Consider the following 16,871-nt stretch of genomic DNA (forward strand, 5'->3'; position numbering starts at 1 on the left):
ACGTTGACGAAGATGAGCAGGAAATGGTCGGACGTGGGTGTCGGCAGTCTCTTCGCCCCCCTCGACGACGGCCGAACGGCCAGGCCTCCAACGGGCATTTCCCGGCACACCACCGAGGGGTTGACAGCGTGACGTCGAACGAGGAGAAGCTCCGCGAGTATCTGAAGCGGGCCATCGCGGACCTTCACGACACCCGTCAGCAGCTGGGAGAGGTGGAGGACAAGCGCCGGGAACCCATCGCGATCGTCGCCATGGGCTGCCGTTACCCCGGCGGCGTACGGTCCCCGGAAGAGCTCTGGGACCTGGTCCACGACGGCGTCGACGCCATCTCCGCCTTCCCCGGCAACCGCGGCTGGGACCTGGAGGGCCTGTACGACCCCGACCCCGGCCGCCACGGGACCACGTACTCCCGCGAGGGCGGATTCCTGCACGAGGCGGGCGAGTTCGACCCCGCCTTCTTCGGGATCTCCCCGCGCGAGGCCCTGGCCATGGACCCGCAGCAGCGGCTGCTGCTGGAAACCGCGTGGGAGGTCGTCGAACGGGCCGGCATCGACCCGGAGTCCCTCGCCGGCACCCGTACCGGCGTCTTCGTCGGCACCGGCCACGGCTACTACGACGACGGTCCCGGCAAGAAGCAGGAAGAGGTCGCGGGACACCTGCTGACCGGCAACACCATCAGCGTCGCCTCGGGCCGGATCTCCTACGTCCTCGGCCTGGAGGGCCCGGCGGTCTCCGTCGACACGGCCTGCTCGTCGTCCCTCGTCGCGTTGCACATGGCGGTGCAGTCGCTGCGCCAGGACGAGTGCTCGCTGGCCCTGGTGGGCGGCGCGACCGTGATGTCGACCCCGCAGATGTTCGTGGAGTTCTCCCGGCAGCGCGGCCTGGCCGCGGACGGCCGCTGCAAGCCGTTCGCGGCGGCCGCCGACGGCACGGGATGGAGCGAGGGCGTCGGGCTGCTGCTCGTGGAGCGGCTCTCCGACGCCCGCCGCAACGGTCACCCGGTGCTGGCCGTCGTCCGTGGCAGCGCCGTCAACCAGGACGGTGCGTCCAACGGTCTGACCGCCCCCAACGGGCCCTCGCAGCAGCGTGTCATCCGCCAGGCCCTCGCCAACGCCGGCGTGGCCGCGGCGGACGTCGACGTCGTGGAGGCCCACGGCACCGGTACGACGCTCGGCGACCCCATCGAGGCCCAGGCCCTGCTGGCCACTTACGGGCAGCAGCGTCCGGCCGGCCGGGCGCTGCTGCTCGGTTCGCTCAAGTCCAACATCGGGCACACGCAGGCCGCCGCGGGCGTCGCCGGCGTCATGAAGATGGTCATGGCCATGCGCCACGCCACCGTCCCCCGGACCCTGCACATCGACGAGCCCACCCCGCACGTCGACTGGTCGGCCGGCAGCGCGAAGCTGCTGACCGACACCGAAGCCTGGCCGGAGACGGACCGGCCCCGCCGCGCCGCCGTCTCCGCGTTCGGCGTCAGCGGCACCAACGCCCACGTCATCCTGGAGGATGCCCCGCAGGAGGCCGCGCAAGAAGCCTCGCAGGCAACCCCGCAGGAAGCCCCACAAGAATCCCCGCAGAAGGACCCGCGAGGCGTCCTGCCCTGGGTCCTGTCGGCCCGGTCCGCGCAGGCCCTGCGGGCGCAGGCCGCCCGGCTCGGCCGGCACGTCCGCGCCCGCACGGACCTGGCCCCCGAGGACGTGGCCCGCTCGCTGACCGGGACCAGGGCGCTGATGGAGCACCGCGCGGTCGTCGTGGCCGGGGAGCGGGAGGAGTTCCTGCGCGGCCTGGACGCCCTGGCCGAGGGCCGTGACACGGCCGGAGTCGTCACCGGCGCGGCCGTCAAGGCGCCGATGGCGTTCCTCTTCGCGGGCCAGGGCTCGCAGCGCCCCGCGATGGGACGCGAACTCCACGCGAGCCACCCGGCCTTCGCCGAGGCGTTCGACGCGGTGTGCGCACAGCTGGACCGGCACCTGGAGCGCCCGGTCCGCGAGATCGTCTTCGCCGACGAGGGCTCGGCGGAGGCCGCGCTGCTGAACGAGACGCAGTACACGCAGGCCGCGCTGTTCGCCGTCGAGGTCGCCCTGTTCCGGCTCCTCGAATCGTGGGGCATGACACCGCACTTCGTCGGCGGTCACTCCATCGGCGAGCTCTCCGCCGCGCACGTGGCCGGAGTGCTCTCCCTGGAGGACGCCGCCGCGCTCGTCGCGGCGCGCGGCAGCCTGATGCAGGCCCTGCCCCCGGGCGGGGCGATGATGGCCGTCCAGGCCACCGAGGACGAGATCCGTGCCTCCCTGGCCGAATACGCCGGCAACGAGGGTACGGGCACGGGCCCCGGCTCCGGCGCTGTGGACCTCGCAGCCGTCAACGGGCCGCAGTCCGTGGTCGTCTCGGGCGACGAAGAAGCCGTCTCCGCCATCGCCGCCCACTGGAAGGACCAGGGGCGGCAGGTCAAGCGGCTGCGGGTCAGCCACGCCTTCCACTCGCCGCGCATGGACGCCATGCTGGAGGACTTCCGGCGCGTCGCCGAAGGCCTGCGCTACGACGCCCCGCGCATCCCCGTCGTCTCCACGGTGTCGGGCCGGATCGCCACGGCGGAGGAGCTGCGCTCCCCGGAGTACTGGGTGCGCCAGGTCCGCGAGGCCGTCCGGTTCTGCGCCGGGGTGCGCACGCTCGAAGCCGAGGGCGTCGCCACGTTCGTGGAGATCGGCCCCGGCGGTGTGCTCACCCCGATGGTCGAGGCCTCCCTGACCGCCACCGCCACTACCTCCCCCGCTCCGCTGCTGCTCTCCGCCCTGCGCCGCGACCGCTCCGAGGCCCGGGCGCTCACCGAGGCCGTGGCCGCCGCCTCCGCGCACGGCGCCCGCATGGACTGGCGGGCGTTCTTCGCCGGAACCGCCGCCCGGCGCGTGGAGCTGCCGACCTACGCCTTCCAGCGCCAGCAGTACTGGCTGACCGGCCCGGACGCCCCCCACACCGCCCCCGGCGATCCCGACGAGTCCGGCTTCTGGTCGGCGGTCGAACGCGGCGACGTGACGGAACTGTCGACGGTCCTGGCCCTCGACGGCGACGACGCCGAGACCTCCCTCGGCACCCTGCTGCCCACCCTCTCCTCGTGGCGCCGCCGGCGCAGGACCCTCACCACCGTGGACAGTTGGAGCTACCGCGCCCGCTGGACCCCGGTCACCGGACTCACCGACCGGACGGCGTCGGGCCGCTGGCTGATCGTGGTGCCCGACGGCCACGACGACCCGTGGACCACCGGCCTCGCCGACGCCCTCGCGGCCCACGGCATGCGGGCCGAGCGCCTGGCGCTGGCGGGCCCGGGCGCCGGGGACGACGACCGCGCCGCCGTCGCCGCACGGCTCGCCGAAGGTCCCCTCGCCGGTGTCCTGTCGCTCCTGGCGTTCGACGAACGCCCCCACCCCGACCACCCGTCGGTGCCCCGCGGACTGGCCGCCACCACCGAGCTCGTACGGATCCTGGAGGACCTCTCCGCCGAGGCACCGCTGTGGAGCGTCACCCGGGGCGCGGTGCCGGCCGACCGGCCGGACACGGTGCCCCACCCCGTACAGGCCCAGGTGTGGGGTCTGGGCCGGGTCGTCGCCCTGGAGCTCCCGCAGCGCTGGGGCGGCCTGATCGACCTCCCCGAGGCCATGGACGACCGGAGCGTGGCCGCCCTCCTCGGTGTGCTCGCCGGCGGGCACACCGAGGACCAGCTCGCCATCCGCCCCGCGGGCGTCTTCGCCCGCCGCCTCGTCCGGGCGGCCGCCCGCGGAAACGCCGAGGAGACCCCCGGCGTACGCGGCACGGTCCTGGTCACCGGCGGCACGGGCGCGCTGGGCGCGCACGTGGCACGCTGGCTGGCCGGCGCCGGGGCTGAGCACCTCCTGCTCACCGGCCGCCGGGGCTCGGCCGCCCCGGGCGCGGCCGAGCTGGAGGCCGAACTCACCGCCCTGGGCACCCGGGTCACCATCGCCGCCTGCGACGCCGCCGACCGCGACGCGCTCGCGGACCTGCTGGCCGCCATCCCCTCCGACGTGCCCCTGACCGGCGTGGTGCACGCCGCGGGCGTGCTCGACGACGGCGTGCTCGACTCGCTGACCCCCGAGCGCTACGAGGCCGTACTGCGCCCGAAGACCGTCGCGGCGCTCAACCTGCACGAGCTCACCCAGGACGCTGACCTGGAGATGTTCGTGCTGTTCTCGTCCGTCGTGGGCGTGCTCGGCAACGCCGGCCAGGCCAACTACGCCGCGGCCAACGCGTTCCTCGACGCCCTGGCCGAACAGCGCCGCGCCATGGGCCTGGCCGCGACCTCGGTGGCCTGGGGCCCCTGGGCGGACCGCGGCATGGCGGCCGGCGGCACCACCCTCGCCGACCGCATGCGCCGCGACGGGCTCACCCCCATGGACCCCCGCCTCGCCGTCGCCGCCCTGAGCCGGGCCGTCGCCCGGGGCACGGCGAACGTGACCGTGGCCGACGTGGACTGGGACGCGTACGCCCCCGCTCTGACCGCCGTCCGGCCCAGCCCGCTCCTCGCCGACCTGCCCGAGGCGCGCCGCGCCCTGCAGGACCGCGCGGCCGGCGGCGGAGCAGGCGCGGCGGGCGGGCCGGGCGGTGCCTCCCCGTTGCGGGACCGCATCGCCGCACTGCCGGCGGCCGAACAGGAACGCGTTCTGGTGGAGTTGGTCCGGGAGGAGACCGCCAAGGTCCTCGGCCACCCCTCACCGGACGCCGTCGACGTCCACCGCGCCTTCCGGGAGCTGGGCTTCGACTCGCTGACGGCGGTCGAGCTGCGCAACCGGCTCACGGCCGCCACCGGCGTCCGCCTGCCCGCCACCCTGCTCTTCGACCACCCCACGGCCCTCGCCGTCGCCGCGCACCTGCGCACCCTGACCCTGGGCGGCCCCGGCACCACCGCCGCGGTGACCCGGCAGACAGCCGCCGCGGGATCCGACGAGCCGGTGGCCATCGTGGGCATGGCCTGTCGCTTCCCCGGCGGGGTGAGCTCCCCGCAGGAGTTCTGGTCCCTCGTCTCCGGCGGCGGCGACGGGATATCCCCGTTCCCCGCCGACCGCGGCTGGGACCTCGACGGGCTCTACCACCCCGACCCCGACCACCAGGGCACCAGCTACGCCCGCGAGGGCGGATTCCTCGCCGACGCGGCCGGGTTCGACCCCGCCTTCTTCGGGATCTCCCCGCGCGAGGCCCTGGCCATGGACCCCCAGCAGCGGCTGCTGCTCGAAACCGCGTGGGAGGCCGTCGAGGGCGCGGGCATCGACCCCGAGACCCTGCGCGGCAGCGTGACCGGGGTGTTCGCCGGCACCAACTCCCTCGACTACCAGACCATTCTGGACGGCGACCGGGACGAGGTCGCCGGCCACCTGCTGACCGGCAACGCCGGCAGCGTCGTCTCGGGCCGCGTGGCCTACACCTTCGGCTTCGAGGGCCCCGCGGTCACCGTCGACACGGCGTGCTCGTCCTCGCTCGTGGCCCTGCACATGGCGGTGCAGTCGCTGCGCCAGGGCGAGTGCTCCCTGGCGCTGGCCGGCGGTGTGACGGTCATGTCCACCCCCTACTCCTTCGTGGAGTTCTCCCGGCAGCGCGGCCTGGCACCGGACGGCCGCTGCAAGCCGTTCGCGGCGGCCGCCGACGGCACCGGATGGAGCGAGGGGGCCGGACTGCTGCTCGTCGAGCGGCTCTCCGACGCCCTGCGCAACGGACACCCGGTACTCGCCGTCGTCCGGGGCTCCGCCGTCAACCAGGACGGTGCCTCCAACGGCCTCAGCGCCCCCAACGGCCCCTCGCAGCAGCGCGTCATCCGCCAGGCCCTCGCCAACGCCGGTGTGGCCGCCGCCGACGTCGACGTCGTGGAGGCCCACGGCACCGGCACCAAGCTGGGCGACCCCATCGAGGCCCAGGCCCTGCTCGCCACCTACGGACAGAACCGGGAACGGCCCCTGCGCCTCGGCTCCGTCAAGTCCAACATCGGGCACACCCAGGCCGCCGCGGGCGTCGCCGGCGTCATGAAGATGGTCCTGGCCATGCGCCACGGCGAACTGCCCAGGAGCCTGCACATCGACGAGCCCACCCCGCACGTCGACTGGACGGAGGGCGCGGTCGAGCTGCTCGCCGAGCCGGCCGCCTGGCCCGGCGGCGGCGACCGGCCGCGCCGCGCCGGCGTCTCCTCCTTCGGCATCAGCGGCACCAACGCCCACGTCATCCTCGAAGAAGCCCCCGAACCCGCCACTTCCGCACCCGAACCCGCCACTCCCGCACCCGAGACGACCGAAACAGAAGACCGCGGCACGCCCCTCGTCCCGTGGCTGCTCTCGGCGAAGAGCGCCGAAGCCGTCCGCGAGCAGGCCGGCCGCCTGGCCGCCCATGTCCGGGCCACCCCCGCGCCCGACAGCACCGACATCGCGTACTCGCTGGCCACCGGCCGGGCCGCCATGGACCACCGCGCCGCCGTCCTCGCGGCCGGCCGCGAGGACTTCCTGGCCGGGCTCGACGCCCTGGCCGGGGGGCTCGTCTCGCCCCGCGTCCTCGAAGGCACCGCCGAAGGCGGCCGGAAGGCCGTCTTCGTCTTCCCCGGCCAGGGCTCGCAGTGGGCGGGCATGGCGCTGGAACTCCTCGACACGTCCCCCGTCTTCGCCGCCCGCATGGCCGAGTGCGCGGCAGCGCTCGCGCCGTACACCGACTGGTCCCTGCCCGACGTGCTGCGCGGAGCACCGGACGCCCCCTCCCTGGACCGCGTGGACGTGGTCCAGCCGGCCCTGTTCGCCGTGATGGTCTCGCTGGCCGGACTGTGGCGGGCGCACGGCGTCGAGCCCGCGGCCGTCCTCGGCCACTCGCAGGGCGAGATCGCCGCCGCCTGTGTGGCGGGCGCCCTCTCCCTGGACGACGCCGCCCGCGTGGTCGCCCTGCGTAGCCGGGCGCTGACCGCCCTCTCCGCACAGGGCGGCATGGTCTCGGTCGCCCAGCGCGTCGAGGCGGTGCGCGAGCGCCTGCACGCCTGGGGCGACCGCGTGTCCCTCGCCGCCGTCAACGGCCCGAACTCCGTGGTGGTCTCCGGCGCGCCGGACGCCCTCGACGCGCTCGTCGCCGGGTGCGAGGACGACGGCGTCCGCGCCCGCCGCATCCCCGTCGACTACGCCTCGCACTCCGCCCAGGTGGAGCGCATCCACGACGAACTGCGGACCGTGCTGGCCCCCATCACGCCCCGCCCCTCCGACATCCCCTTCTACTCGACGGTCGACGGCGAGCCGGTCGACACCACCGGGCTCGACGCCGCCTACTGGTACCGCAACCTGCGGCAGACCGTGGAGTTCGAACAGGCCACCCGGGCGCTGCTGCGCGACGGGTACCGCGCCTTCATCGAGGTCAGCCCGCACCCGGTGGTGATCGCCGGAGTGCAGGAGACCGCACAGGACGCCGGCGTCCCGGCGGCCACGACCGGCACGCTGCGCCGTGACGAGGGCGGCCTCGACCGGTTCCGTACGTCCCTGGCCGACGCCCGCGTGCACGGGGTGGACGTCGACTGGGACGCGTTCTTCGCCGGCACGGCCGCCCGCCGCGTCGAGCTGCCGACCTACGCCTTCCAGCGCCGGCGGTTCTGGCCGCGCGTCGCCGGCGCCACGGGTGACGTCGCCTCGGCGGGCCTGGGTTCGCCCGGCCACCCGCTGCTGGGCGCCTCGGTGGAGCTCGCGGGCGGCGACGGGATCGTCGCGACGGCCCGCTGGTCGGTCCGTACGCACCCCTGGCTGGCCGACCACGCGGTGTCCGGTGTCGTCGTGGTGCCGGGCGCGGCGCTGGTGGAGGCCGTGATCCGGGCCGGCGACGAACTCGGCTGCGGCCGCGTCGAGGAGCTGACCCTGCACGCCCCCGTCGTCCTGCCCGAGCGCGGTGACGTCCAGGTCCAGCTCGCCGTCGGCGAGCCGGACGGCTCCGGCCGCCGGCCGGTGACCGTGCACGCGCGGCAGACCGGCCCCACCGCCGGCACGGGCGGCGGGGCATGGACCCAGCACGCCACGGGCACGCTCGCCACCGGCGACGCGCAGGGCCCGGCGGACTGGCGGGACTTCGCGGCATGGCCCCCGCGCGGCGCCGAGGCCGTGGACACCGAGGAGTTCTACGCCCGGCTCGCCGAGGACGGCTACGGCTACGGCCCGGTCTTCCAGGGCGTACGGGCGGCCTGGCGGCGGGGCGAGGACGTCTTCGCCGACGTGGCCCTGCCCGAGCCCGCCCTGGCGGACGCGGCACGCTGCGGCATCCACCCCGCCCTGCTGGACGCGGCCCTGCACGCGGCCGGGCTCGGCCCGCTGGGCAAGGAGGACGGCCGCCCCGGCATGCCGTTCTCCTGGACCGGCGTCGCGCTGCACGCGACCGGCGCCACCGCCCTGCGCGTACGGCTGACCCCGGCCGGCAAGGACGCCGTCACCGTGGCGATGGCCGACGGCACGGGCCGCCCCGTCGCCTCGATCGACTCGCTCGCGGTACGGCCCGTGGCGGACGGACTCCTCGACCCCGCGTCCTCCGCGGCCCGCGACGCCCTCTTCCACCTGGAGTGGACCCCGCTGCCCCGCCCCGCCGACGGCCCGGCCGGCACGGCCGGATGGGCCCTGCTGGGCGAGGCGCCCCCGGCCCTCGCCGAAGCCGGGCTGTGCCCGCGGACAGGGGACGACCTGGCCGCGCTCGCCGCGGACCGGGCCCCCGACGTGCTCCTGGTGCCCCTGCCCGCGGCACACGGCACGCCGTCCGAGGTGGCCGCCGCCCTGGACCCCGTCCTGGAGCTGCTGCAGACCTGGCTCGCCGACGACGACTTCGCCGGCACCCGGCTCGTCCTCGTCACCCGCGACGCCGTCGCCACCCACTCCGGCGAGGACGTCGGCGACCTCGCCGGGGCCTCCGCGTGGGGCATCGTCCGCTCCGCGCAGTCCGAGCACCCCGGCCGCATCGTGCTGGCCGACGTCGACGCCGACGCCGCCTCCTGGCGGGCCCTGCCCGGCCTGATCGACGCGGACGAACCCCAGCTGGCGCTCCGCCAGGGCACCGCCTACGCCCCGCGTCTGGTCCGCACCCACGCCCACCCCCCGCTGACCGTCCCGGATCCCGCCCAGCCGTGGCGGCTGGACATCCCGGAGAAGGGCACCGTCGACAACCTGGCCCTCGTGTCCTGCCCGGACGTCACCGGGCCCCTGGAGCCCGGCCAGGTCCGGCTCGAGGTGCGGGCGGCGGGGCTGAACTTCCGCGACGTCCTCAACGCGCTCGGCATGTACCCCGGCGGCGCCCGGTTCCTGGGCTCCGAGGCCGCCGGCGTCATCGTCGAGGTCGGGCCCGGCGTGAGCGGGCTCGCCGTCGGCGACCGCGTCATGGGCATGGTGCCCGGCGGCTTCGGCCCGCTGGCCGTGGCCGACCACCGGGTGCTGGCCCGCGTGCCGCGCGACTGGTCCTTCGCCCAGGCGGCCGCCGTCCCCGTGGTGTTCCTGACCGCCTACTACGCGCTGCGAGACCTCGCCGGCCTGGCCGAGGGCGAAACGGTCCTCGTGCACGCCGCCGCCGGCGGCGTCGGCATGGCCGCCGCCCAGCTGGCCCGCCACTGGGGCGCGGACGTCCTCGGCACCGCCAGTGACCGCAAGCAGGACCTGCTGCGGGCCGAAGGCTGGCCCGCCGAGAAGCTGGCCTCCTCCCGCACCCTCGACTTCGAGGACCGCTTCCGCGCCCTCACCGGCGGCCGGGGCGTGGACGTCGTCCTGAACTCCCTGGCCCGCGAGTACGTGGACGCCTCCCTGCGGCTGCTGCCGCCCGGCGGCCGCCTCGTCGAGATGGGCAAGACCGACATCCGCGACGCCGACGAGGTCGCCCGCACCCACCGGGGCGTCACCTACCGGGCGTTCGACCTGATCGAGGCGGGCCCCGAGCGCATCCAGCAGATGCTCGCGGAACTGGTCACCCTCTTCGAACAGGGCGTGCTCCAGCCGCTGCCCGTCACCACCTGGGACGTCCAGCACGCCCGGGACGCGTTCCGCTTCGTGTCCGAGGCCCGCCACGTCGGCAAGGTCGTCCTCACCGTGCCCCGCCCCTGGGACACCGAGGGCACCGTGCTGATCACCGGCGGCACCGGAGAGCTGGGCGGGCTCCTGGCCCGGCACCTGGTGTCCCGGCACGGCGTCCGCCACCTGACGCTGACCAGCCGCCGGGGCCCCGACAGCCCGGGCGCCGCGGCCCTGCGCGAGGAGCTGACGGCACTGGGCGCCGCCCACGTCACCGTCGCCGCCTGCGACGTCGCCGACCGCGACGCGCTGGCCGGGCTCCTGGCGTCCGTACCCGCCGAACACCCCCTGACGGCCGTGGTGCACGCGGCAGGCGTCCTCGACGACGGCGTCATCGCCTCCCTGACCCCCGGCCGCCTGCGGGCGGTGACCCGCCCCAAGGCCGACGCGGCCCGCAACCTCCACGAGCTGACGGCCTCCCTGGACCTGGCCGACCTCGTGCTGTTCTCCTCGGCCGCCGGCGTGTTCGGCTCCGCCGGCCAGGGCAACTACGCGGCGGCCAACGCCTTCCTCGACGGCCTCGCCCAGCACCGCCGTACCCACGGCCTGCCCACCACCTCGCTCGCCTGGGGACTGTGGGCCCAGGCCAGCGGCATGACCGCGCACCTCGACCACAACGACCTCGTCACCGCACGCCAGTCGGGAGCCCAGACCCTCACCACCGAGGACGGCCTCGCACTCTTCGACGCCGCCCTCACCACCCGCAGGGCCCTGCTCGTACCGGTACGGATGGACGCCTCCGCCCTGCGCCCGCGCACCCCGGACGGCATCCCGTCCCTGCTGCGGGCGCTCTACCGCGGCCCCGCCCGCCGCACGGCGAGCACCGCCGAGGCCACCGGCACCGACGGACTGCGCCGGCGCCTGGCCGGGCGCCCCCGCGCCGAGCGCCGCGGCCTGCTGCTCGACCTCGTCAGCACCTGCGTGGCCGCCGTGCTCGGACACACCGGCACCGAACTCGTCCACGCCGACCGCGCCTTCCGCGACCTCGGCTTCAACTCCCTCACCTCCGTCGAACTCCGCAACCGGCTCGGCACCGCCACCGGCCTGCGCCTGCCCGCCACCCTGGCCTTCGACTACCCCGCCCCCGCCGCGCTCGCCGAGTACCTCGAAGCGGAGCTGTCGGACGGCGACGACGCCGAGACCGGTAGTGCCGGCGCGGCGCACCCGGCCGCGACACCGGACGCGGCCGACGACCCCATCGCGATCGTCGGCATGGCCTGCCGCCTCCCCGGCGGCGTCCGCTCCCCGAAGGACCTGTGGGAGCTGCTGTCCTCGGGCACCGACGCCATCGCCCCCTTCCCGGCCGACCGCGGCTGGGACCTCGACGGGCTCTACGACGCCGTGCCCGACGGGCCCGGCGCCTCCCGCACCCGCGAAGGCGGCTTCCTGAACGACGCCGCCGAGTTCGACGCCGACTTCTTCGGCGTCAGCCCCCGCGAGGCCCTGGCCATGGACCCCCAGCAGCGGCTGCTGCTGGAAACGTCCTGGGAGGTCTTCGAGCGCGCCGGGATCGACCCCCGGTCGGTACGCGGCAGCCGCACCGGCGTCTTCACCGGCATGGCCTCCAGCGACTACCTCACCCGCGTCCCGGACGTACCCGAGGAACTCACCGGCTACGTCAACAACGGCAACGCCTTCAGCGTCGCCTCCGGCCGCGTCGCCTACACGCTGGGCCTGGAGGGCCCCGCCGTGACCGTGGACACCGCCTGCTCCTCGTCGCTGGTCGCCCTGCACATGGCGATGCAGTCGCTGCGCCAGGGCGAATGCTCCCTGGCGCTGGCCGGCGGCGTGACCGTCATGTCCTCGCCGCGGCTGTTCACCGACTTCTCCCGCCAGCGCGGACTGGCCGGCGACGGCCGGTGCAAGCCGTTCGCCGCCTCCGCCGACGGGACGGGCTTCTCCGAGGGCGTGGCGCTGGTGCTCGTCGAGCGCCTCTCCGACGCCCGCCGCAACGGACACCCGGTACTCGCCGTCGTCCGGGGCTCCGCCGTCAACCAGGACGGTGCCTCCAACGGCCTCAGCGCCCCCAACGGGCCCTCGCAGCAGCGCGTGATCCGCCAGGCCCTCGCCGACGCCGGCCTGACCCCCCTGGACGTCGACGCCGTGGAGGCCCACGGCACCGGCACCAAGCTGGGCGACCCCATCGAGGCCCAGGCCCTGCTCGCCACCTACGGCCAGGACCGGCCGCAGGACCGCCCCCTGCTGCTGGGCTCCATCAAGTCCAACCTCGGGCACACCCAGGCCGCCGCCGGCGTCACCGGCGTCATGAAGATGGTCCTGGCCCTGCGCCACGGACAGCTGCCCAAGAGCCTCCACATCGACGAGCCCAGCCGCCACGTGGACTGGTCCGCCGGCGCCGTCACCCTGCTCGGCGAGGCCGCCGAATGGCCGGAGACCGAACGGCCCCGCCGGGCCGGCGTCTCCTCGTTCGGCATCAGCGGCACCAACGTCCACGTCATCCTCGAAGAAGCACCGGCCGACACGGAGACGCCGGACACGCCCACCGCCCCGACGAGCGGCGACGCCGTCGGCCGGGCCGTGCCCTGGGTGCTGTCCGCCCGCACCGAACGGGCCCTGCGCGGCCAGGCCCGCGCCCTCCTCGCCCACCTGGAGCACGAACCCGCCACCGACCCGGCCGACATCGCCACGTCCCTGGTCACCCGGCGCTCGACACTCGAACGACGCGCCGTCGTCACCGGCGCCGACCGCGCCGAACTCACCGCCGGCCTGCGGGCACTGGCCGAAGGCACCCCCGCCGGCGGCGTCGTCCACGGCGGCTTCACCGGCGGCCGGGAACGCAAGGTCGTCCTGGTCTTCCCCGGCCAGGGCTCGCAGTGGGCCGGCATGGGCACCGAACTCCTCGACATCTCACCGGCCTTCGCCGACCGCATCGCCGAGTGCGAACAGGCACTGGCCCCCTACGTCGACTGGTCCCTGCGCGACGTCCTGCGCGGCACCGGCGACGCCCCCGGCCTCGACCGCGTCGACGTGGCACAGCCCGCCCTGTGGGCGGTCATGGTCGCGCTCGCCGAGCTCTGGCGCGCCCACGGCGTGCGACCGGCCGCCGTCCTGGGCCACTCCCAGGGCGAGATCGCCGCCGCATGCGTGGCCGGCGCACTGTCCCTCGCCGACGCGGCCAGGATCGTCGCCGTCCGCAGCCAGGCCATCGCCGGGGAACTCTCGGGCCACGGCGGCATGGTGTCCGTCGCCGCCCCCCACGACCAGGTCCTCACCCGCATCGAACGCTGGGGCGACAAGCTGTCCGTGGCCGCCGTCAACGGCCCGGCCACCACCGTCGTCTCCGGCGACACCACCGCACTCGACGAACTCGTCGCCGAGTGCGGCCGCGACAAGGTCCGCGCCAAGAAGATCCCCGTGGACTACGCCTCCCACTCCGCCCACGTCGAACGCATCCACGCCGCCCTCCTCACGGACCTCGCCGGCCTCGAACCCCGCGAGAGCACCGTCCCGTTCTTCTCGACGGTCACCGGGGACTGGATCTCCACCACCGCACTGGACGAGCACTACTGGTACGAGAACCTGCGCCGCACCGTGCGGCTCGAGGAGTCGCTGCGCACGCTGCTCGCCCAGGGCCACGACGTCTTCGTCGAGTCCAGCCCGCACCCCGTCCTGAGCATGGGCATCGAGGACACCATCGCGGACGCCGAGGCCGACGCCGTGTTCATCGGCTCGCTGCGCCGCGACGACGGCGGCCCGGCACGCCTGCTCGCCTCCCTGTCCGAGGCCCATGTGCACGGCGTCGGCGTCGACTGGCGGGAATTCCTCGCCGACGGCCGCCCGGTGGAGCTGCCGACCTACGCCTTCCAGCGCGAGCGGTACTGGCTGGAGGCGACCGAGCCCGTCGACCCGACCGGCCTCGACTCGGTCGTCGCCCTCGCCGACGACGCCGGCGTGGTCCTCACCGGCACCCTCGGCCTCCACACGCACCCCTGGCCGGCCGGCCACATGGTCCTGGACTCGGCCGTCGTCCCCGGCACCGCCCTCGTCGAATGGGCCGTCCGGGCCGGCGACGAAGCCGGCTGCCCGGTCGTCGGCGAACTCACCGAACACCTGCCGCTGGTCCTGCCCGAAGACGGCACCGTCCGCATCCAGGTGGCCGTCGGCGCCGCCGACGACACGGGCCTGCGCCCCGTCACCGTCCACTCGCGCCCCTCCCACGAGGACGCCGGCGCCGCATGGACCCGGCACGCCTCCGGAACGCTCACCGACGCCGCCCACCCGGCGCCCGACACGGCGGCCCTGGACATCTGGCCGCCGGAGAACGCCCGGCCCGTCGACACCGATGAGCTGTACGGGACGCTCGCCGCCCAGGGATACGAACCGTTCCCGACCGTACGAGCGGCCTGGCGGCACGAGAACGACCTGTTCGCCGAGGTCGCCCTCGACGGCACCGCCCAGGACGACGCGGCACGCTTCCGCGTCCACCCGGCCCTGCTGCAGACGGTCCTCGCCCTGTGGGCCGCCGACCACGGAACCGACGGGAGCACGCCCGTGCTGCCCGCCGCCTGGCAGGGCGTGACGGTCCTCGCCACCGGCGCCACCACCCTCCGCGTCCGGCTGACACCGGCCGGCGAGGACGGCACGGTGTCGCTGACAGCCGTGGACACCACCGGCACCCCCGTGATCGCGATCGACGCGATCACCACCCGGCCCGTGTCGCAGGAACGACTCGCCGCCGCCGGAGCGCGGGCGGGCGCCGGAACCGTACGGCACGACGCGCTGTTCCACGTCGAATGGACCCCGCTCACCGCCGTCGGCACCGACAAGCCCGCCGGAACGTGGGCGGTCCTCGGCACGGACCCGGCGGCCACCGCGACCGCCGCACAGCTCGAGCACCTCGGCGTGCCGGTGCACCGCGCCGCCTTCGACGGCACCCCGACCGCCCTGAGCACCGCCCTCGACACCGCCGCACCGGCCGAGGCACCCACGACCGTCGTCCTCCACCTGCCCCAACGGCAGGCCCCCGCCGACCGGTCCACGACGGCCGACGCCGCACACGAGTCCGTACGCCACGTCCTGGCCCTCGCCCAGGCCTGGCTGGACGACGCGCGGTTCGCCGCGTCACGCCTGGTCCTGGTCACCCGGGAGGCCGTCGCCACCGGACCCGACGACACGGTCCAGGGCCTGGCCGACGCCGGGGTATGGGGCCTCATCCGCTCCGCCCAGTCCGAGCACCCCGGCCGGTTCCTGCTCGTCGACCTGGACGACGACGAGCGCTCCCGCGCCGTGCTCGCCCAGGCCACGGCCACGGCCGTCGCCGCCGGCGAATCACAACTGGCACTGCGATCGGGCACCGCGACGATCCCCCGCCTCCAGCGGACCGTCACCACGGCCGAGGAGACCGTCACCCGCACCTGGCAGGGCACCGGCCCCCAGGACACCGAAGGCACCGTGCTCATCACCGGCGGCACCGGAGCGCTCGGCGGCCTCGTCGCCCGCCACCTCGTCACCCGCCACGGCGTCCGCCACCTGCTGCTCACCAGCCGCAGCGGCCTCGCCTCCCCGGGCGCGGAACACCTGCGCGACGAGCTGCGGACCCTGGGAGCCGACGTCGACGTGGTCGCCTGCGACACCGCCGACCGCGACGCCCTGGCCGGGCTCCTGGCGTCCGTACCGGACCGACACCCCCTGACCGCCGTCGTCCACGCCGCCGGCGTACTCGAGGACGGGCTGCTGGAAACGCTCTCCCCCGAACAGGTCGACCGCGTGCTGCGCCCCAAGGCCGACGCCGCCTGGCACCTCCACGAGCTCACCAAGGACGCCGGCCTCGCCGCCTTCGTCCTGTTCTCCTCCTTCGCCGGGGTCGCCGGCGGCATGGCCCAGGCCAACTACGCCGCGGCCAACGCCTTCCTCGACGCCCTCGCCCACCACCGCCGCGCACAGGGCATGGCGGCGGTATCGATGGCGTGGGGATTCTGGGAAGAACCTAGTGGATTGACGTCCACACTGGGCCGCGTGGACGTTGATCGCTTCGCGCGCTCCGGCATGCTGCCCCTCTCCGCCGACCAGGGCCTGGCCCTGCTCGACGCCGCTCCCCGCACCGACCGCGCGCTCCTCGTACCGGTCCGGCTGGACCCCCGGGCCCTGCTCGCCGCCGGCGAACTCCCGCCGGTACTGCGCGGACTCGTACGCACCCCCGCGCGCCGGGCCGTGAGCACCGCCGCCGGAACCCCCGGACACGGCACCGACCGCGCACCCGCGGGCGGCGAACGCCTCGCCCTCGCACAGCGGCTGGCCGGACTCAGCGTGCCGAAGCAGGAGGCCCTCCTGCTCCAGCTCGTCTCCGGACACGTCGCCGCCGTGCTCGGCCACGGCACGCCGGAGGCCGTCGAGGCCGAACGAGGCTTCCTCGACCTCGGCATGTCCTCGCTGACCGCCGTGGAACTGCGCAACCGCCTCAACGCCGAGACCGGCCTGCGCCTCCCGACGACCGCGATCTTCGACCACCCGACCCCCATCGGCCTGGTCCGCCACCTCCGCGCACAGATCGACCCCGGCAGCGCGGACGGGACGGGGACCACCCCGGTGTTCGCCGAACTCGACGACCTCGAAGCGGTCGTGGCCGAGTCCGGCGACCGCCTGGACGCCGACGCCCGGACCCGGCTGGTCCAACGCCTCAAGACATTGCAGTGGAAGCTCGACGTCGCCGACGACGGCGGCCCCGCGGAGGACGACGGCGACGCCGACGCCGACCTCGCGGCCGCCTCGAGCGACGACGAAATGTTTGACCTCATCGACAAAGAACTCGGCCTCGCCTGACAGCCCAGTCGGTCGAAACATCTTTCCTGAACTGGGAGGTTC

At 75.3% G+C, this 16,871-nt stretch carries 1 protein-coding gene; it reads left to right on the forward strand.

Features of this window, described 5'->3' with window-relative positions; genetic code table 11:
- Window positions 1-128: 128 nt before the first annotated feature.
- Window positions 129-16,829 carry a type I polyketide synthase gene (locus AB0G59_RS26115; RefSeq protein ID WP_360916242.1) on the forward strand — a complete coding sequence of 5,567 codons (16,701 nt, stop codon included), beginning with the start codon at window positions 129-131 and terminating at the stop codon, window positions 16,827-16,829.
- The last annotated feature ends 42 nt before the right edge of the window (window positions 16,830-16,871 follow it).

Source organism: Streptomyces sp. NPDC021096 (genome assembly GCF_040641275.1).
Classification (GTDB): Bacteria; Actinomycetota; Actinomycetes; order Streptomycetales; family Streptomycetaceae; genus Streptomyces.